The organism is Peribacillus sp. FSL K6-1552, from assembly GCF_038005205.1.
GTDB lineage: Bacteria > Bacillota > Bacilli > Bacillales > DSM-1321 > Peribacillus > Peribacillus butanolivorans.
Genome location: NZ_JBBOST010000001.1, coordinates 283,647 through 301,990, shown reverse-complemented (window position 1 = coordinate 301,990; position 18,344 = coordinate 283,647). Strand labels below are relative to the sequence as shown.

16 protein-coding genes are annotated in these 18,344 nt (G+C 37.6%); 3 read left to right on the top strand and 13 right to left on the bottom strand.

The features are described 5' to 3' along the window. Position 1: 1 nt before the first annotated feature. The 6 genes from NST21_RS01500 to acpS form a co-directional block, all read right to left on the bottom strand. Complete coding sequence (locus tag NST21_RS01500; RefSeq protein ID WP_340887391.1) at positions 2-829, bottom strand: RsbT co-antagonist protein RsbRA; 828 nt, start codon at positions 827-829, stop codon at positions 2-4. Between the two features lie 485 nt (positions 830-1,314). Next, positions 1,315-1,665: a type II toxin-antitoxin system PemK/MazF family toxin gene (locus NST21_RS01495; RefSeq protein ID WP_034306610.1), complete on the bottom strand. Its 351-nt coding sequence runs from the start codon at positions 1,663-1,665 to the stop codon at positions 1,315-1,317. Positions 1,666-1,672: 7 nt separating this feature from the next. Continuing rightward, positions 1,673-1,954 (bottom strand): CopG family ribbon-helix-helix protein, encoded by a 282-nt coding sequence (locus NST21_RS01490; protein ID WP_034306380.1) that lies wholly within the window; start codon positions 1,952-1,954, stop codon positions 1,673-1,675. Positions 1,955-2,114: 160 nt separating this feature from the next. Continuing rightward, entirely contained in the window at positions 2,115-3,272 is a 1,158-nt protein-coding gene (alr, locus tag NST21_RS01485) for an alanine racemase (protein ID WP_340887390.1), read from the bottom strand. 250 nt (positions 3,273-3,522) lie between these two features. Further along, complete coding sequence (locus tag NST21_RS01480; RefSeq protein ID WP_056526359.1) at positions 3,523-4,527, bottom strand: LolA family protein; 1,005 nt, start codon at positions 4,525-4,527, stop codon at positions 3,523-3,525. A 234-nt stretch (positions 4,528-4,761) separates the two neighbouring features. Next, a complete protein-coding gene (acpS, locus tag NST21_RS01475; protein WP_056526356.1) occupies positions 4,762-5,118 on the bottom strand; it encodes a holo-ACP synthase in 357 nt (118 codons plus the stop codon). Between the two features lie 110 nt (positions 5,119-5,228). Between acpS and NST21_RS01470 the strand changes: the two genes are divergently transcribed. Beyond that, on the top strand, positions 5,229-5,819 hold the full coding sequence (locus NST21_RS01470) for a rhomboid family intramembrane serine protease (RefSeq protein WP_340887389.1): 591 nt from the start codon (positions 5,229-5,231) through the stop codon (positions 5,817-5,819). A gap of 27 nt (positions 5,820-5,846) precedes the next feature. Here the strand turns inward: NST21_RS01470 and NST21_RS01465 are convergent, their stop codons facing one another. From NST21_RS01465 to NST21_RS01455, 3 genes are all read right to left on the bottom strand, one after another. Further along, positions 5,847-7,316, bottom strand: coding sequence for a PH domain-containing protein (locus NST21_RS01465; protein ID WP_340887388.1), 1,470 nt, complete (start codon positions 7,314-7,316; stop codon positions 5,847-5,849). Further along, positions 7,309-7,782, bottom strand: a complete 474-nt coding sequence (locus NST21_RS01460; RefSeq protein WP_098176647.1) for a PH domain-containing protein — start codon at positions 7,780-7,782, stop codon at positions 7,309-7,311. The genes NST21_RS01465 and NST21_RS01460 overlap by 8 nt, the downstream gene beginning before the upstream one ends. A gap of 219 nt (positions 7,783-8,001) precedes the next feature. After that, positions 8,002-9,501, bottom strand: coding sequence for a DEAD/DEAH box helicase (locus NST21_RS01455; protein WP_340887387.1), 1,500 nt, complete (start codon positions 9,499-9,501; stop codon positions 8,002-8,004). A 1,453-nt stretch (positions 9,502-10,954) separates the two neighbouring features. On the opposite strand from NST21_RS01455, the gene NST21_RS01450 reads away from it, so the two are divergent. After that, on the top strand, positions 10,955-12,106 hold the full coding sequence (locus tag NST21_RS01450; RefSeq protein ID WP_340887386.1) for a PP2C family protein-serine/threonine phosphatase: 1,152 nt from the start codon (positions 10,955-10,957) through the stop codon (positions 12,104-12,106). Between the two features lie 55 nt (positions 12,107-12,161). Here the strand turns inward: NST21_RS01450 and NST21_RS01445 are convergent, their stop codons facing one another. From NST21_RS01445 to NST21_RS01435, 3 genes are all read right to left on the bottom strand, one after another. Continuing rightward, positions 12,162-13,544, bottom strand: coding sequence for a UDP-N-acetylmuramoyl-tripeptide--D-alanyl-D-alanine ligase (locus tag NST21_RS01445; protein ID WP_340887385.1), 1,383 nt, complete (start codon positions 13,542-13,544; stop codon positions 12,162-12,164). Positions 13,545-13,704: 160 nt separating this feature from the next. Beyond that, positions 13,705-14,787 carry a D-alanine--D-alanine ligase gene (locus NST21_RS01440; protein ID WP_340887384.1) on the bottom strand — a complete coding sequence of 361 codons (1,083 nt, stop codon included), beginning with the start codon at positions 14,785-14,787 and terminating at the stop codon, positions 13,705-13,707. A gap of 404 nt (positions 14,788-15,191) precedes the next feature. After that, a complete protein-coding gene (locus NST21_RS01435) occupies positions 15,192-15,974 on the bottom strand; it encodes a hypothetical protein (protein ID WP_340887382.1) in 783 nt (260 codons plus the stop codon). 243 nt (positions 15,975-16,217) lie between these two features. Here NST21_RS01435 and NST21_RS01430 point away from each other — a divergent pair, with 243 nt between their 5' ends. Further along, the gene (locus NST21_RS01430) at positions 16,218-16,958 is read left to right on the top strand and encodes a class I SAM-dependent methyltransferase (protein WP_340887381.1); all 741 of its coding nucleotides are present in this window, start codon (positions 16,218-16,220) and stop codon (positions 16,956-16,958) included. Positions 16,959-17,020: 62 nt separating this feature from the next. Here NST21_RS01430 and NST21_RS01425 read toward each other — a convergent pair whose 3' ends face one another. Further along, entirely contained in the window at positions 17,021-18,283 is a 1,263-nt protein-coding gene (locus NST21_RS01425; RefSeq protein WP_340887379.1) for a cation:dicarboxylate symporter family transporter, read from the bottom strand. Positions 18,284-18,344 lie beyond the last annotated feature (61 nt).

Here is an 18,344-nt window from a genome sequence, read left to right as displayed (position 1 = left end):
CCTATCCCTCCACCTTTACGATCTTACGGCTCGTTAATTCTAAAGCAACTTCAATTCCTTTTTTCAATGTATTCTTTGTAATCACTTCATTTAAATTAATTCCAAGGTTCACAATAGTTTGGGCGATTTCAGGGCGAATGCCGCAAAGTATGCATTTCGCGCCTACTAATCGGACTGCTTCTGCTGCCTGAATAATATGATGGGCAACCATTGTATCCACAACCGGAACTCCTGTTATATCAATTAGAACGACTTCAGACCTATGCTTAACCACACCAGTCAACAGATTTTCCATTATCTGCTTCGCACGCTCTGTATCAATTGTTCCAATTAGCGGCATAACCGTAATACCTTCCAATACAGGAATAAGTGGCGCCGAGAGTTCTTGCAAGGCTATTTTTTGCAATGAGACAGTTCTTTCCCAAGTTTGGGTATATATATTGACTATTTCATTATTTATTGGAGTGGACCACTTATCTAAATGGTTAACAAGTTCCACTTGATTGCCAGGAGTTACAATGCCTTTTTCAACCATTCCATTAATGACAATTAGCGTGAATTTATGAAGTCCTTCATTCACAAAGGTAAGCGGCCATCCTAATTGGACTACTTTCTCAGCAAAATCAGAAAGCTTCAAGGTAAATTCCCTGTTTTTACTCTCAACATGCGTGATAATCATATCTATAAATTCACTACTCGTTTGTGTAAACATCCGATCAGAGACAACTTTAATTAATCTTTCGTCCGTACTTTCCTTCATGATATCCATCCACTCAGTTAGGATGTAATCTTGATTTTGCTTAATAAAATCGTAAACCAATTGATTCATAATATCCTCCCATTCTAACACAATTACTATGTTTTCCCGTCCTCGTCACAAGGATGTTATCGAACTGTAATGTAACTCCACCAAGGGTTGTTACCGTTCTTCCCCAATATTTTTGTTTGTTTTATTTAATATTTACAACATACCTTTTTACCCGAAAATGGAATTTGAAAACATTATTCAAAGAAAAATTAGGAGGATACTATTTAATAAATTGTATAAACATTCTATTATTTCGTTAAAATCTTTATTTTTCCTACTGAAAGTTCCATCCATCATTAAACAATAAAATAAGAGGGACTACCTTAACTGCATTAATTCTTCTTCTTCAAATCCTATTAGATATAAAAAGATCACAGGAGAATAATACACTGAATCCACAAATGCAAAAAAACACGATTCCCACTAATGCAGGAATCGTGTCATCTAAAATATAGAAAGAATAATTTGTATTATAATAACGCCCGTAATAACGGGAAAACTTTTCTCTAAAACTCAATGAGCCCTAAGCTAATTTGCAAAGCTTCATTGACTTTTTGCATCATAGGTTCGTCAAGATGCGTAATTTTATCAGTTAAACGCTGCTTATCAATTGTCCGGATCTGTTCTAATAAAATAACGGAATCTCGTTCGAATCCGTACTTTTTCGCATTAATCTCAACATGTGTAGGCAATTTCGCTTTTTGAATTTGAGCTGTAATGGCTGCCACAATCACAGTCGGACTAAAGCGATTACCAATATCGTTTTGTAGAATGAGTACCGGACGTGTTCCACCCTGCTCTGAACCGACTACCGGGGAAAGGTCTGCGAAGTATACGTCACCACGCTTAACAACAATCAATGGCTCAGCCTCCGCTAACTAATCGTTCAACGCAATGCCCAGCCTCGAATTCAGCCTGAAAGGCTTCAGAAGCAATCGTTAAATTAATGGCCGCCATTTCAATATAACCGCGTTTCATCGATTCACGAAACTCTTTCTTTTTACGTTCGCGAAGATACATTTTTGTGGCACGATAAATAAATTCACTGCGATTAACATTTTCTTCACTCGCATACCCATCTAACTCAGTTAAAAAATTTTGAGGTAATCGAATTAATATCTCTCTTGTTGCGCTGGATTCAGACACAAACATACACCTCCACCATCACTACACACCTTTATTATATATCCTTTTCAATATTACCATTAAAATGCCTATCTGCAAAGAGTATATTCTATTCTCAATCCTATTATCAGCATAATGAAGGAAATCTTATTCACAATCTTAGGATTTTTTTACAATCCAATTATTCTAAGATAAAGTTGCGTACATGATCTAAAAGATTGTCTTTTATATATATGCGGGGGACCCTCGCACCTATCATACAAGTTACTTCATAATTAATTGTTTCTAGCTTCGCTGCTATCTCATCAACAGAAACCGCTTCATTTCCATTATCTCCAATAAGCGTAACCTCTGTTCCTACAGGGAAAGACTCGGGTAGTTTAATCATGCATTGATCCATGCAAATCCTTCCGACTATTGGCACTCTTCGCCCCTCTACAATAACTTCCTGTCCTTGAAGCTTTCGTATCCAGCCATCGGCATACCCTATTGGCAATGTGGCAATCCATTCATTTCCCTGAGCAGTATAAGTCGCTCCGTAGCTAACACTTTCACCCTTAACTAGTTGCTTTACTGCGACCATCTTCGTTTTCAACGATATGGCTTGTTTTAACGGGAACGGTAATATCGGAAGCATTTCCATTGAGGGACTTAGACCATACATGGAAATCCCCATTCTTACTGCATTCCATTCAGGATCAGTAAACCTTAAAGATGCTGCGCTATTAGCGGCATGAATATATCCAGGTCGTCTAATTAAGGTTGAAAGCATTCCTTTAAATACCTCAAGTTGTTTTTCATAATAGTCGGTCTCTAGTTCATCTGCTGTAGCAAAATGAGTGAATATCCCTTGAAAGTTGAAACACGCTTCTTGATTAAGTAAGCTCTCCACCTTCGTGAGCTGGTCTTTATCACGAATCCCAATTCTCCCCATACCACTATCCACTTTCACATGAACTTGTAGAATTTGACCTGGTTTAAGATTATCCCTTGCTCTTTCCAACCAGGCTACATCAAAAACTGTCAACGAAATACCCTGTTCAGCAGCAAGTCCTGCACTTTCAGGCCTTGAGGCCCCAAGTACTAGAATCGGCGCTGAAATCCCCTTTTTCCGTAAAGCCAGAGCCTCATCTACAAATGCAACACTTAAAAAGTCAGCCCCTGCTTCAAGCGCAGTTTGAGCCACTTCAAAATCTCCGTGTCCATACGCATTTGCTTTTACAACAGCGAAAAGACTAATGCCGGATGGCAGCCTTTTTTTCATAGAAGTGATATTTTCATAAATGTTATCTAAATTTACTTCTGCCCATGTATCTCGGTGAAATATTTTCGTTTCCAAACCAAGTTCCTTCTTTCTTACACTCGCAATAAGATTTCTTCTCAGTATCGAAGTTTGCCTTTTATTATAGACCATTCTATAACCAACGGATAGAAAGTTAAAGTGCTTTTTTACCATGACGCTAATTTTCCATAAATAATAAACCGCTCCAACCGAAAATAATTTAACAGTATAACAAGCCGCTTTCCCACCTATCCTTCATAGGAGAACCCTTAAAAGGCGACGGGAAACATCAGCTCGTTATGTACTGCTATTTAACAGGGTCTCCCCCAACTGAACGGGCTACTTCTATCATCTCTTCCTGGGTTAAGTCCTTTGATGCAAGCATGTAATCTACACCTTCAAAAGTCCATGCAATCGTATTTCCCGTCATAGCTCCAACTGTATATCCTAAATCAACCGGTTCTCCATTCACATTAGTTGAAACTGACGTCTGTACTACCTCAGCTTTTTCCTGAACCAATGTAAAACTTTTTGTGCCCTCATATGTCAAAATGATACGTTCTCCCTTTTCGGTTGCAATTTCTTTTTCTTCTGTTAAATTCATCCCATTAATAGCTTCAGGATATTTAACCGCAAACCCTTCATCTTGGACTTCTGCCATGACAGGGGCTTCAAGTTGTGCACTTGTCATGTTCTTTTTCATATCAAATGCATCTTTATCAAAATTCGTATTGAATTTCACTTTTGAAAATTCCACAAGGACTAACGCAGTCTTATCAGGGTCCATGACTTTAACACTCACTGGAGATAGGTCTTTTTTATTTATAGTAATCTCTTGAAAAGGTAGCATTTTATTGTTTTGATAGCGTGTTTTTGTCTCAAAAACATAGTGTTTGTCTGTTTCTTTATAAGTCGCACTCTTATCTTCCGTAATGTCTTTCACTAACGACTCAAACAAATAGGCTTGGCTGCTGTTCTCCGGCCACTCGCTTTGAAATTTAAAGCTTTTATTCAAAGCAGGTGTCAATACATACACACCATCATCATTTTTCAAGATCATCTGACTTTGATCCTTCTCTTCATTTTTTAGGTTTACGCGATAAAAAGAAGGATCTTTATGCCAGATTTCTACATTATACACTTGAGGCTCCGTCCCCATCTTCAGTGTCATTTTCGCATTGGCTTTATATCCCTTCATTTCTCCAAGCTTGTCATTCAGTTCACTCACTACATCACCTTGTGATTTTTGGCCGCAAGCAGAAAGAGCAAGCAAGAGCATGATCCCTGCAAAAAGCATTAACATCTTCTTCATCTTTTCAACCCCTTTTTGTCATTTGAACGTAAAAGGGAGAGGAAAAGGCAGGATCCGGACATTGGCTCGACTGATGTCTTACATTCCTCAGCATTTTAGCATGGACCCTTTTGATCCCGCTAAAATCTTTTCGAGAGCACCTACTCTGCCATGTACCTTTTACCGGGCCTTGTCTCCCTATAGCACTAAATGTATATGAGACAACCTTAAGGATTATGACCCGATAAGACAAACTCAGTTCATCCTTTCAATTACAACTTGAGCTACTGCATAGTCACGGCTATGGCTGATTGAGAGGTGAACTCCCTCCGAAAAAGGCTTTGAAATCAACGGTTTACCTTTTTCATCCGTGATGACTTCTATATCCAGAAAAGACAAGTGTTTACCAATTCCAGTACCGTACGCTTTTGAAAAAGCCTCCTTTGCAGCAAAACGACCAGCAAAATACTCAATCCTTCTTCTTCCATTTAATTTTTCGAATATCAAAATTTCTCTGTCAGTTAATATGCGGTTCTTAAAACGGGGTTGCCGCTTGATCAATGTTTCCATTCTGTCCAACTCGGTAATGTCCACGCCTATTCCTTTAATCACTTTGACACCTCTTCTATTAATTAATATCTTGCATAGGTATTAGGAGGACCCTTTTACCAAAAAATGATAATATTATATGTAATTAAAATCTTTATGATAAGGAGGAATTTATGTTTACAAGAACAGAAAGTTTTCGTGAATACGCTACTTCCTACCGGGCCGTGACTGCGCTCATTCTTATTATGATGATTGTTTTTGTTCTCATCCTTTTCCCCATATTTCCCGGCAATGTACTTTTTTATTATGGTACAGGTGTGAATTTATACATTGCTGATGGACAATGGTGGCGCTTGATTACACCAATTTTTCTACATAGCACCTTTTCACATTTACTTTTTAATGGATTCTCACTTGCCATCTTTGGTCCATCACTTGAGAAATTTCTCGGCTCCTTTAAATTCACGATCTTTTTTTTAGCGACCGGTATCCTTGCGAACATTGCAACCTTCTTAGTTAAGCCACTAACTTATAGCCACATTGGCTCAAGCGGTGCAATTTTTGGCTTACTCGGTTTCTTCCTCTACCTTGTGATGTTTAATAAAAGTAATTTTTCGAACAACGAAAAAAATACGATTTATACCCTAACTGGCATTGCAATTATTATGACATTTATTCAACCGCAAATAAACGTTGTCGGACACTTAGCAGGTCTAGTAACTGGCGTTTTAACAGCTCCTTTATATTGGAGAAAAAAATGGTAGGACAAACAGCCGACTCTTCCTATTTTATCATTGGGAGTCGACTGCTTTTTTTGGTAAAAACCAAGATTTAATTATTTGACAATCTTTTTCTTCTACATCCACTACCATACCGACTTGAGAGCCGACTCCTGATTTAATCGAAGCTGAAATAGTTGCTAGTTCTTTACGTTTTTGAAACCAACTCTTTTTATATGTGATTGATTGAATCCTGTTTCTCTGCATAATCAAAGTCTCTTTAGAAAGAAAACGACTGCATAAAAGCAATAAATTCCCCTCAATACTCCACCCAGCATCTCTATATTGGAGATAAGCCCAAACCAATGCAAACGGAATAAGCAACAGTGAGAGAAACCCCCATGGTCTGAAAAACCATACCATGGCACCGATAATTGGGATGATGTAGATACCTTTACGAAATACGTATCGGGAATAAGCACGCTTAGGTAGAGGTGTCATTTCCATGGCTGTTTGATAAACCGGTAAAATTTCTTGGATTTTGCCATGTAAATGTTTCCTTTTGATCAAAGGGAACAGCATGATGGATAAACTTTCTTTATCTTCCACACTGCCACCTGCATACTCCAGGTAAACTGTCGCCAATCCCAATGGCTTTCGAACCAGGTTTTCCATGATTCGAATACCTTGTACTTTATGAATGGGGATAGTCAGCCTCCTTTTCTCAAGCAGCCCCCTAGAAATAACAATTTCCTCATCCGTTTTTACCACGGTAAAAAAAGCATACCTAATAACCATACTTAAGGTAGCTAGCACATAAACGACCAATAAACCCAATATAGCTAGCACAGTAAGAATAATAGTGCCCATTCCAATAAACTCTTCATAATCCTTAAATATTCGCTCAAAAGGGATCATCTCATCAAACTGTGAAATAAAAGCGATTCCGCCAGATAAGAATACACCGATTGCTCCCGAAGTAGCTGCCATAATGAATAGCTGTGGCAATGTCTGCTTAAAAACGGAAGTGGCTTTTTCTACTTCTCCATTCCCTTTTATTCCCGCTTCAGAAAAATCCCCTTCAAAAGAGTTATTTGTTTTCTTTTCCTCTATTATTAAAGCGTTAAGTTGTACGGCTTCACTTTTCCTTATGGCTGATAAAACAGCATCCGCCTGAGTACCGCCTGCAGTTTCAATATTCACCTTCACCAGACGGAATATCCGCTGGATAATGCCCTCTGAAATATCTATACTATGTATCCGATCGAACTTAATATACCGTTTCTTCCTTACGATTACTCCGGACTCAATTCTAAATTCGCCGTCCTCGATGCGATATGTAAATCGTAACCATTGTATAAATGCGTTAACAATTAGTAAAAGTACTATAATGCCAATGACCAGAGGTTGAATCCAACCTGGTATTCCATCATTCTTCCCTGGAAGAACGACCACTAGTAGAAAAGGAAAAACTAACTCTTTTATCGATTTAATAATGTTGAGCAATACAGCTATGGGGTGAAGCCGTTTAGGTTCAGACATCTTCTTCCTCCACACTGGCCATTTTAGAAATATAGTGCCGTAATTCATCTGCCTCTGTAAGATCCAGAGCAGGTATGACATGCATTGTCGCTGCCGTAGAAATTTCAACAGACGCTAATTCATATTTTCTTAATAAAGGTCCTTGCTTCGTTTCAACATGCTGAACCCTAATCATCGGTATGAGCGTTCTTTTAATGACAAAAATACCACTTTGGATGTCAATCTCTGTATTTCTCACTTCGTAACGCCATCTCTTCCATTTTACCGAAGGAATCAGAAAAATGGTCAGGTAGGATTGGATTATTGAGATAATAATCATTGCCCCAAAAACCCAATAAGTCCAATCAAAAATGATGGTCAACACTAAAATAGCGATGCTCAAAATCCATGTTATTGAACAGCCTAAAAGTCCACTGATTTTCCAAACAGTCAACGCCTTATTCGAAATACGATTTTGAGGCTCCATAAGGTTCTCCTCTTCTGCACAGGCTATATTTGAATGAATCTACGTCATCCATCCTTCGCTTTCATCCATTATACTATATTTGGATGATGGGATTTAAACACTTTCCAAACAATGTTAATAACCAACCTATTCAATACTGAATTCAACTTAGGAATCCTAAGGAATTAGGGGGATTGGACAAAAAAAATGCCGCTCTAATGAGCGGCATTTTGAATTCAATTAAATTTTATTCGATTTTTCTCTTTTTTGGCTCGTGCTACGATTACCGTAACCATTTGATTTGCGGTTTGTGCTAGGACGTTTACTTGCCCCGCTACCGTAATCTTTTCTGCCAGAAGAACTACGTCCATTACGTTGTCTGTTATTAGAAGAACTGCTTCCACCGCGGTTACGACGCATTGGGGATGGAGACTCTTCCGTTAACTTGATTGGCGTTTGATCCGGTTCTTTTGTCATTGATTTAAGCATAGCTGCAACTAAATCTGCTGCGCCGTGTTTTTGTAATAACTCTTCAGCTTGACCAAGGTATAATGATAAATCATCATTCTCAATTGCTGAAAGAATTTTTTCTGTTACTGCTTTTTGTTGGCCTTCCAACGCTTCAGTTAATGTAGGAGTTTTAAGTTTCTCCATACGTTTTTTCGTTGTATGTTCAACCGCATGCAGTTGGCCTCTTTCTCTTGGTGTTACAAACGTAATCGCAATACCATGTTTGCCCGCACGTCCTGTACGTCCAATACGGTGAACGTAGCTTTCTGGATCTTGAGGGATATCAAAGTTGTATACATGAGTTACGCCGGAAATATCAAGTCCACGTGCAGCCACATCTGTCGCTACAAGTACATCAATACTACCTTCTTTAAATTTTTTCAATACTGACAGACGTTTCGCTTGGCTAAGATCACCATGAATACCTTCAGCCATATAGCCACGGATATTCAATGCAGAAGCCAATTCATCTACACGGCGTTTTGTACGTCCGAAGACAATAGCAAGATCCGGTGTTTGAATATCAAAAAGACGTGCTAGTGTATCGAATTTTTCACTTTCTTTTAGCTCCAAGTAATACTGTTCGATACGATCTACAGTCATTTCTTTTGCTTTTACACGCACAAGAACTGGTTCTTGCATGAATCTTTCAGCAATTTTACGGATTGGGTCAGGCATAGTAGCTGAGAAGAGCAATGTTTGTCTTTCGTCCGGAACCGTTGAAAGGATTAATTCGATATCCTCAATGAATCCCATGTTAAGCATTTCATCTGCTTCATCAAGAACTACAGTGTGAACTCCGCCTAATTTAATATTTTTACGTTTGATATGGTCCAAAAGACGACCTGGTGTACCAACGATAATATGTGGTTTTTTCTTTAAAGCACGGATTTGACGGTCGATATCTTGTCCACCGTAAACCGCTAATACACGAGCGCGTTTTCCATAACCAAGTTTGAAAAGTTCTTCAGAAACTTGAATCGCAAGCTCACGTGTAGGTGCAATAACAATTCCTTGCACATTTTCATTGGCAATATCGATATTTTCCATCAATGGAATACCGAATGCTGCTGTTTTACCTGTTCCTGTTTGCGCTTGACCAATAATGTCTTTACCTTCAAGTGCTAGTGGAATCGTTTGGGCTTGAATCGGGCTTGCTTCTTCAAATCCCATTTTTTCTATTGATTTCATAGACGTTCTATCTAATCCTAATTCGCTAAACAATGTCAATGTTTTCGTACTCCTTTTTATATCGTAAATTTACACGTGCATTCATAGATCATGCACAGATGTTTAGTTCAAATCCTCATCATCATGACGGATGTTCTACTTTATCTCTTATGAAAAAGTTTATCATTATCACCTAAAAGTATGTCTGCCTTTTAGTTCAAATGAACTCAATATGATTTTTTAAAAAGGAAATATACCAGCACGAACATTTCACTGGCATTCTTAGCATCGCGCACGTGTAGACTTATTTTTAACATACGCCCATCTTTTTAAAAGTACATGTAACCAAAATTAAATTCAATATGGAAAATTAAAAGTAGCATAAACGGCTGTTTCACCGTTTTATTCAGGTGAGGGCTGCTGCACCTATTATCCCACAGACTTAAAAGACTGTATGAATAAAACTTGACGAGCGCCAAGATTCTTATACAAAACAGGCCCGGTGCGTTGAGGATTTGCAGAAGTGGAAAAGCGCTAAACGCGGCTTGATTCCCTATTAGCTACTAAAGCCGCCAAGAAATGCAGCTTTTATATATGACCAGACGCGCGGCCTATTTAATCTAAAATAATCTCAAAAATGAACCTCATGAAACATGTAAGAACAAACAATTTTGTTGCCTCAACCTGATTTAATTTAATTAATCATCAATGATAAGACATTTAAACTCATACTTTATATTACCATTTTCAAACTGTTATTGCAATAAAGGATATCGCTGCATCCATGGTTACTCAAAAGTTTCGAGTATTCAAGAAAAGCTAAAATGAAAATCCCCATAGAAAAATGTGCGGCCAAGATACGTTTATTAACTAATATATTGTATTCATACAACATTGAAACTGTTTAATGTTTGGTTTCAAAAAAATCCTGTCACACTTGTCCATTATATTTGTCTAAAACTCTCCTCAAATTAGGGGAACTTAGACGTATCTACATTTAGGCTAGAAAACTGCTTCCTTTACAATTGACCAAACTTACACTAGATAAATCAAATTAATGGTATTTTATATTTTTTTGGAACTTGGAATCTTGCCTATAACACCTCACAGTATGTTTAATTCTCAAAATAAACGTTATATCTCCATATAATGTTTTGGATCAATATAGTTCCAACATTCTTTTTCAATACTGCTTAACATAAGTAAAAGGGCAAAATATAAAGGCGCACGAGTCAAAATACATTCAGAGAATTGCTGAATTCTTTCTCTTTTTTCAGTAAATTCTTCCTTGAATATAAAATACCCATTTAATTAGAAAACCACTCACCATTATTCCATTCTTCCTTTTCTCGCAACAAGACTTTATACCCGTAATTCTTTATAGTTTAACCTGTTTATAAATAAGCGGAAGTCGGATAATTCGAAAAAAATAATTAATTTTCACTTAAAATAGATATTAAACTTGTCGAAATGCAGTATGATTGACCTATTAAAAAGATACTAGGGGGGTTACATGAACATATACACATTAGATATTCCTTTGTGCAAGGACTTTAGTCTTATGTTAAAGACATTTAGTAAAAAAGTCATTTTTTTAGAAGATCCGCTTAATCAAAGGCATCTATTCCATGCCTCAACGGACTTATTGCAATCATTATTTATATTACCTTTACACATTTCAAAAGATTGTTGGCAGCAAACTTCCATGTTTGCCTTAGCAGAATCCCTTGAGATTCCTATTTTATTTATTTACAAACGATCCAAAAGAATGGAAGATCCTCAGGTGTTACCGAAAAAGACCCTTTATGAAATCATAGCAGTTCCAGCCAATTCAGTGGAAATTAAGATAAAATTCAAGTCCCTCCAAAACATCAGCATGCAGTTGTACTCAGCAAAAATGAATGAACAGGAACTTGAAAAAATTAACAAGAAATCAAAAAAGAGTCTGCATATCGCAAGGAACTTTCAACAATTAGGTTTACCACTGTCGATCCAGAAGAAAGATATAGAGATCCATGGGCTTTTCCAACCTTCGAGTGAGCTGTCCGGTGATTTATTTTACTGGATGGAGGTTGACGACGGAAAGTACGGATTCATAATCATCGATGTTTGCGGAAAAGGCATTCACACCGCACTTATAAGCATGTCCATCCGCACTTTAATGCCAGACCTTATTAAACGTGTAAAAGACCCTATTTTCATTACAAAGGAACTGAATAAACATATGGGGCAGCTATTTCAAGATATGCAGAAGGTAAGTGTGAATAACTCTTACTTTACAGCCTTCATTGGTTACGTGAATACAAGGACACGACTCATCGAATATGTGAACTGTGGACACCCTCCAGCCTTTATGTATTCCCCATGCACCAATGAAATCCACAATTTAAGTGAAGGGTCGATACCTATAGGCCTTATTCCTGATATGCCTATTAAAAAAGTGGTATTTCAATATGATGCTGGGAGCCGTTTCATCACCTATACAGATGGACTTTCTGAGTCATTCAATCGCCCTGCCGTTAACCGGTTTGAAAATATTGAGAGGGAGTTTATTGATAACGTCCATCTTGATACGCATGACCTTCTGCAGAAGTTACTGGTTTCAAGGATGAAGCATTCGGAAATAAATGATGACATCTGTATTATTGCTGGTACGCTTTTTTGAATGTGATAGAAAAAAGCCGATTTCAAAAAAAAATCGGCTTTTTTTACTCTAGATTTTACTTTTGTAAAGCTTGAACAACTTCCTCTAACTTCATACCTCTCGATGCTTTAACAAGAATTATATCATTGGCCTGGGTAGACTTCTTAAGCTCTTCAATTAGCTGCTGCTTATCTTGAAAAGATCGAACCTTCTCAGCTGAAAAGGTTTTGCTCGCTCCTTTGGCAATGAAGTTGGCTAGCGGACCATACGTAAAGATTCTATCAATACGATCACCAGAAATTAGTTCACCGATTTTCAAGTGAAAGTCTTTTTCCTGTCCCCCTAGCTCCAACATATCTCCCAGTACTAGGATTTTATTTTCAAAACCAGATAAGCCTTCAATCAACTCGACCGCAGCTTTAACAGAAGTTGGACTGGCATTATACGCATCATTGATGATTTTCTGTCCCTTCGCACCCTCAACCATTTCCATTCTCATATTAGTTAACCGGATAGTTGACAGACCTTTTTGAATCGATGAAACATCTACTTGCAATTCCTTCGCAGCCAGTATAGCTGCCAATGCATTAAGAACATTATGATGCCCTAGAACTGGAATCTCATAGTTAATTTCCTGTTTATCATTTGTGATTGTAAACGAGGTGTTGTCTGTCCCTTGCGTAATCGTTTTTGGAAATAAATCATTTTGTTCAGTACGCCCAAAAGATACTACCCTTAATTCAGGAAATTCAGTTTTAATCCGGTTACGCAGCAAAGGTTCATCACCATGGTAAATCAGTGTTCCGTCTTCTGCCAATCCTTCAACAATTTCTAGCTTTGCATTGGCAATCTCTTCACGTGAACCTAAATCCAATAAGTGTGATTCACCGATGTTGGTAATAACGGCTACATCAGGTCTTGCCATTTTGGATAAAAACTCGATTTCACCACGGCTACTCATCCCCATTTCCAAAACAGCCACTTCCGTATCCTCATCCATAGAAAGCACCGTCAGCGGCAGACCAAGATGATTATTGAAGTTACCATTGGTTTTATGAACTTTATAGGTGGTAGCTAGCAGGGCAGCCGTCATATCTTTTGTAGTTGTTTTACCATTGCTTCCCGTTATCCCAATGACTTTAATATTCAATTGCTGACGATAAGAGCGCGCTAATTGCTGGAGTGCTATTTCGGTATCTTCGACAATGATAATCGGTAAATCTTTGGGAGGATTCGGAATATCTCGTTGCCAAAAAGAAGCCGCCGCTCCTTGCGCTAATGCCTGCTTGACATATTGATGGCCATCAACCTGCTCACCCTTTAACGGAATGAACAAACATCCTTCCTTAACTGTTCTTGAATCAATAGTTACTCCATGAATTCCTTTGGACTGAAATGGAATAATATCATTCAATCCACCTACCATTTCATATACTTGTTTTAACGTTCTCTTTATCATTTCGTTCCTCCTACATTCATCGAACCGTTAACTGCTCTCTCTTTTTCCATTAAACAAACTAAGCAGAAACCGGTATGATACCCCGACTCCTGCTGAATTGAATCCATTACATAAATCACCTTTGATGGATTATTATAATTACTAATAAATTCTCTGATGTTTAGACTGTATATTTGATTTTCTGTTTTTCTTCATGACGCTCCAAGGCAAGCTTCACAAGTGTTTCAATTAACGCTGGATAGTCAATGCCTGTGTGCTTCCACAATAACGGGAACATACTGAATGGAGTAAATCCTGGCATTGTATTAACTTCATTAATATAGATTTTTCCTTCTTTTGTTAAAAAGAAATCAGCTCGAACCAGTCCAGAACAGTCTAATGACTTAAAGGCCGTTATAGCCATTTCAGATAAAGCTGCATATTCACTTTCCTTTATCTCCGCTGGAATGACCATCGCTGAATTACCGTCAACATATTTTGCTGAATAATCATAGAAGGCAAAGTCTTTCTTAGGAATAATTTCTCCTGCTACTGAACAAGAAGGGTCATCATTACCAAGAATACCAAACTCAACTTCACGAGCAATGACTCCTTCTTCGATGATTATCTTTCGGTCAAATTGAAATGCTTCTGCAACTGCTTTTTCTAATTCGTCTGCATCATTACATTTGCTGATACCGACACTTGAACCTAAATTAGCCGGTTTAACGAAGCATGGGTACCCTAACTCTTCTGCCACCTTATTAATGGAGCTTTCAGTATTTTTCTCCCACTCAGAGCGGATAAACCAAGTGTACTTCACTTGCGGAAGACCAGCCTGAGCAAAAATATTTTTCATGATTACCTTATCCATTCCAGCAGATGAAGCTAGAACTCCATTCCCTACATAAGGAAGATTCAATAGCTCAAGCATCCCTTGTACGGTTCCATCTTCCCCATTCGGTCCGTGAAGGAGTGGGAAAATGACATCATATCCCGTAGACCCACTATTTTCATCCGTTGAATGAGCTTGTATAGCAAGAGGAGAGATCGATCTTTCAGTTGTAAAAGTTAGAGCCTCCACACTCTCAGCAGGTCCTGTTAACTTCGGTCCATTTATCCAAGAACCATCTTTTGTTATGTAAATCGGATATATATCAAACTTTGCTAAATCGAGAGCTTTAATGACCGCTAAAGCCGTCTGCATAGAAACATCATGCTCCGCAGATTTCCCACCATAAAGCAAACCAAGTTTAGTTTTCATGAGTTATTACCCTCCAATATTCTATTAACCTTGTTCATTGTATCATTTTACACTAAAACGGATAAAGTGAAACTTCTATCATTGGTGGTTTTCCAATGATTACCTTAGTGAGATCGCAGGCTAAATTCGCCACGTCCTGTGGCAACTCCTGCGCTAGCACATCCTGTGCGTCGGAACCAATCGGGCATTTACAGGCTGTTGACCCGAATTTCCCCCTTTTTTATTACCTTTACAGCCTGTTGATGCGGGGAAAAGTGAAACTTCTATCATTGGTGGTTTTCCAATGATAATATAGACCATTAATTACTTTATGCATGGGATAGTAATTTTTACACCTAAAAACCTCATATATATCAAGGGTGCAAAAAATTCCTTCTATGTAACCCCAGTCAACTTTCGAGGGATTATGAGAATGAGTTGCTTTTTATAACACTCTCCCATACTTTTTCCTTTCGATGAAAGGTGATAAAGACATCAGGTTCTTTTATTTTTCTATCAGAAAAGTCGTCATACATCTCATCCATGTTTAAATAATCCCCCACAACCCATGCCGGAACCTCAATCTTAGTCCTTGAGTACTTAACATGCCTGAATGAAAAAATGAGACCCTCTGCCAGAATAGGGGCCAAGGCAGTAATGATATCTATGGGAATAGCAGTTAATTCTTTTTTCTTTCTGATCCTCAACCAATTTCTTTCCACTTTTAACGGCTCCAGCTTCAATGGAATTAGACTCCCTAACATATTATAATATGTCGAAAGAGAACGAAAATAAATTTTATTAAACCAGCCGTCATCCTGAGCAAGATACACGAACTGATTATTCAGTTTACGAAAAAAAGGAGGCTCCAAATGATTTTTCGTATGCCCTAAATATAAAAGTTCCGATATTTCCCTCCCCTCTAATTCATCTAATCCGTCTGCCTCTTCAAAATCGATCCAACAGAAATCCCCATACCCTCGAACATTCTCTTTAAGGAGTTTAGAAATATCTTCAGATGATACGCTTTCAAGCAGAACATTCAAATTATATTCCCCACCATCGAATTGATGTTTCAATAATAAGATGGAATTCAAGGTATATGGCAGTGAGAAGGCAAACTCTTGAAAAGTAAGACCGTTAAAAAGGACAAACCGTTCGGAAGCCTGCATATGCATATATAAAATATCATTACTTTCATTTTTCATAACCTTATCCCCTCCGATCCTTTCAATCATTAGTGTTATTTTATCAAACTTTTTGGATTTCACGAAGGTTATATAATTAAGAATGTAAATCCACACCTGCATTTATGACATCATAGTGAAAGATATATGCCTTTATTTCTTACCATGTAAAAAGTTCAGCCTTTAATTTAAATAAGATAGATCCAAGCTCGACAAAAATAAATAACCATATTATAGTAAAAATAAAGGTTTGGAGGAATGACGATGGATAAAATTGATAAAGGTTTTATCATTAATTCTTTTCATGAAGCCGCTCCCCTTTATGCCGATGCAACGAAAAAGATAGGCCTGTGGCAATCTGAAAAGTATGCATTCGAGAAATATTTTTCCCAAGATGACAAAATCCTTGATATCGGTTGTGGTACAGGAAGAACCACCTTTTCCTTATATAGACAAGGTTTCCATAAGATAACCGGGTTCGACTTAACTCCTGCCATGCTACAAGAAGCCCGGAAAATATCACGTGAAGAAAACCTAGATATACCTTTTATCCTTGGCGACGTCACAGACCTTCCTTTCAATAACTCATCATTCGATAAAGCAATCTTCACCTTTAATGGTTTAATGCAAATCCCTCAACGAAAAAACCGCATTCTAGCTTTAAAAGAAATTAACCGTGTTTTAGTACCTGATGGCATTTTCATTTTTACCACCCATGACCGTGACAAAAATGAAAATTACCTGAATTTTTGGGAGCAGGAAGAAATGATTTGGTGTGAAGGTAAACAGGATGACCGGCTATATGAGTTTGGTGATATTTTCACCTCTGGAAAGACCCTACAAAAAGATACCTTTCTTCATATACCTAATCAACGGGAAGTCTTTGACTGTCTCAATGAAGCAGGTTTTACTGTCCTAGAAAGTTTTTACCGAAGTGAATTATTCCATGAAAGCGATGATGTCATCACTTTCTCATCAGATTGCCGCTTCTGGATTGTTAAATAAGAATTAGTTTTTTAAAATTCACAAAAAAAAACCAGAGTGACATATCACTCTGGTTTTTTATATTAAGAAACTTGTTCTAGTTTTTCATTATTGGCAGGAGGGTTGAATTGACCTTCCCATTTTGAGATAACGATTGCCGCAAGTGAATTACCAATAACGTTTACTACTGTACGGCCCATATCAAGAATACGGTCAATACCAGCAATAAATGCTAAACCTTCAATTGGAATACCAACTGTTCCTAATGTTGCTAAAAGAACTACGAAAGATACACCAGGTACACCTGCAATCCCCTTAGATGTGATCATTAACACTAACATTAGTGTAATTTGTTCATAAGCGCTTAAATCAATCCCATACATTTGAGCGATGAAGATAGCTGCTAACGCTTGATATAATGTAGAACCATCAAGGTTAAATGAGTATCCTGTCGGAATAACAAACGTAGCAATATGTTTCGGGCATCCCGCTTTTTCCATTTTTTCCATGATTCTCGGAAGAACTGCCTCTGAACTTGCTGTCGAGAACGCGAGAATTAATTCTTCTTTAAGAAGCTTAATTAACGTAAAGATATTGAAACCTACAAATTTTGCAATAAGGCCTAAAACGACAATTACAAAGAAAATCATTGTTCCGTATACAGAAAGCGCTAACTTACCTAATGGAATTAAAGATTCCAAACCGAACTTGGAGATGGTCACACCGATAAGTGCGAATACCCCAATAGGAGCAAATTTCATGACCATATTAGTTAAGTAGAACATTCCTTCTGCTGAACCTTGGAAGAAACGGAATACAGGTTTACCTTTTTCACCGATAGCCGCAATACTAAGTCCAAACAAAACAGAGAAGAAAATGATCGCTAGCATATCGCCTTCTACCATAGCTTTAATTGGATTGGATGGTACAATGTGAACAATTGTATCTACAAAAGATTCATGTTGCTTAGTTTCGGCTGTATCAACATAGGTAGAAATATCAGTTTGTTCTAGCTTGTCCATATTTACACCAACACCAGGCTGGATAATATTCGCGGAAACTAGACCAACAACAATCGCTATCATAGTTACCACCACAAAGTATGATATTGATTTAGCTCCAAGTTTACCTACTGATTTTAAATCACCTACACCTGCAACTGCAACGATAAGACTTGACACAATGATTGGTACAACAATCATTTTAATCATTCGTAGGAAAATGTCTCCGAATGGCTGTAAAAAGTTTTGGGCCGTCTCATTACCATAAAAAATGGCACCAACAATAATCCCTAGAATTAAACCAATAAAAATTTGGCTAGCTAAACTTAATTTAAATTTCTTCATTTACTTTCCTCACCTTCCATAAAGTCTTTGATGCAAAAACATTTTGTCTCGGTAAGGGAAA

What these genes read in the sequence shown, in the direction of transcription:
- NST21_RS01500 (WP_340887391.1), bottom strand. Translation starts at nt 829, where the DNA reads ATGAATCAATTGGTTTACGATTTTATTAAGCAAAATCAAGATTACATC.
- NST21_RS01480 (WP_056526359.1), bottom strand. Translation starts at nt 4,527, where the DNA reads ATGAAGAAGATGTTAATGCTTTTTGCAGGGATCATGCTCTTGCTTGCT.
- NST21_RS01470 (WP_340887389.1), top strand. Translation starts at nt 5,229, where the DNA reads ATGTTTACAAGAACAGAAAGTTTTCGTGAATACGCTACTTCCTACCGG.
- NST21_RS01465 (WP_340887388.1), bottom strand. Translation starts at nt 7,316, where the DNA reads ATGTCTGAACCTAAACGGCTTCACCCCATAGCTGTATTGCTCAACATT.
- NST21_RS01460 (WP_098176647.1), bottom strand. Translation starts at nt 7,782, where the DNA reads ATGGAGCCTCAAAATCGTATTTCGAATAAGGCGTTGACTGTTTGGAAA.
- NST21_RS01450 (WP_340887386.1), top strand. Translation starts at nt 10,955, where the DNA reads ATGAACATATACACATTAGATATTCCTTTGTGCAAGGACTTTAGTCTT.
- NST21_RS01445 (WP_340887385.1), bottom strand. Translation starts at nt 13,544, where the DNA reads ATGATAAAGAGAACGTTAAAACAAGTATATGAAATGGTAGGTGGATTG.
- NST21_RS01440 (WP_340887384.1), bottom strand. Translation starts at nt 14,787, where the DNA reads ATGAAAACTAAACTTGGTTTGCTTTATGGTGGGAAATCTGCGGAGCAT.
- NST21_RS01435 (WP_340887382.1), bottom strand. Translation starts at nt 15,974, where the DNA reads ATGAAAAATGAAAGTAATGATATTTTATATATGCATATGCAGGCTTCC.
- NST21_RS01430 (WP_340887381.1), top strand. Translation starts at nt 16,218, where the DNA reads ATGGATAAAATTGATAAAGGTTTTATCATTAATTCTTTTCATGAAGCC.
- NST21_RS01425 (WP_340887379.1), bottom strand. Translation starts at nt 18,283, where the DNA reads ATGAAGAAATTTAAATTAAGTTTAGCTAGCCAAATTTTTATTGGTTTA.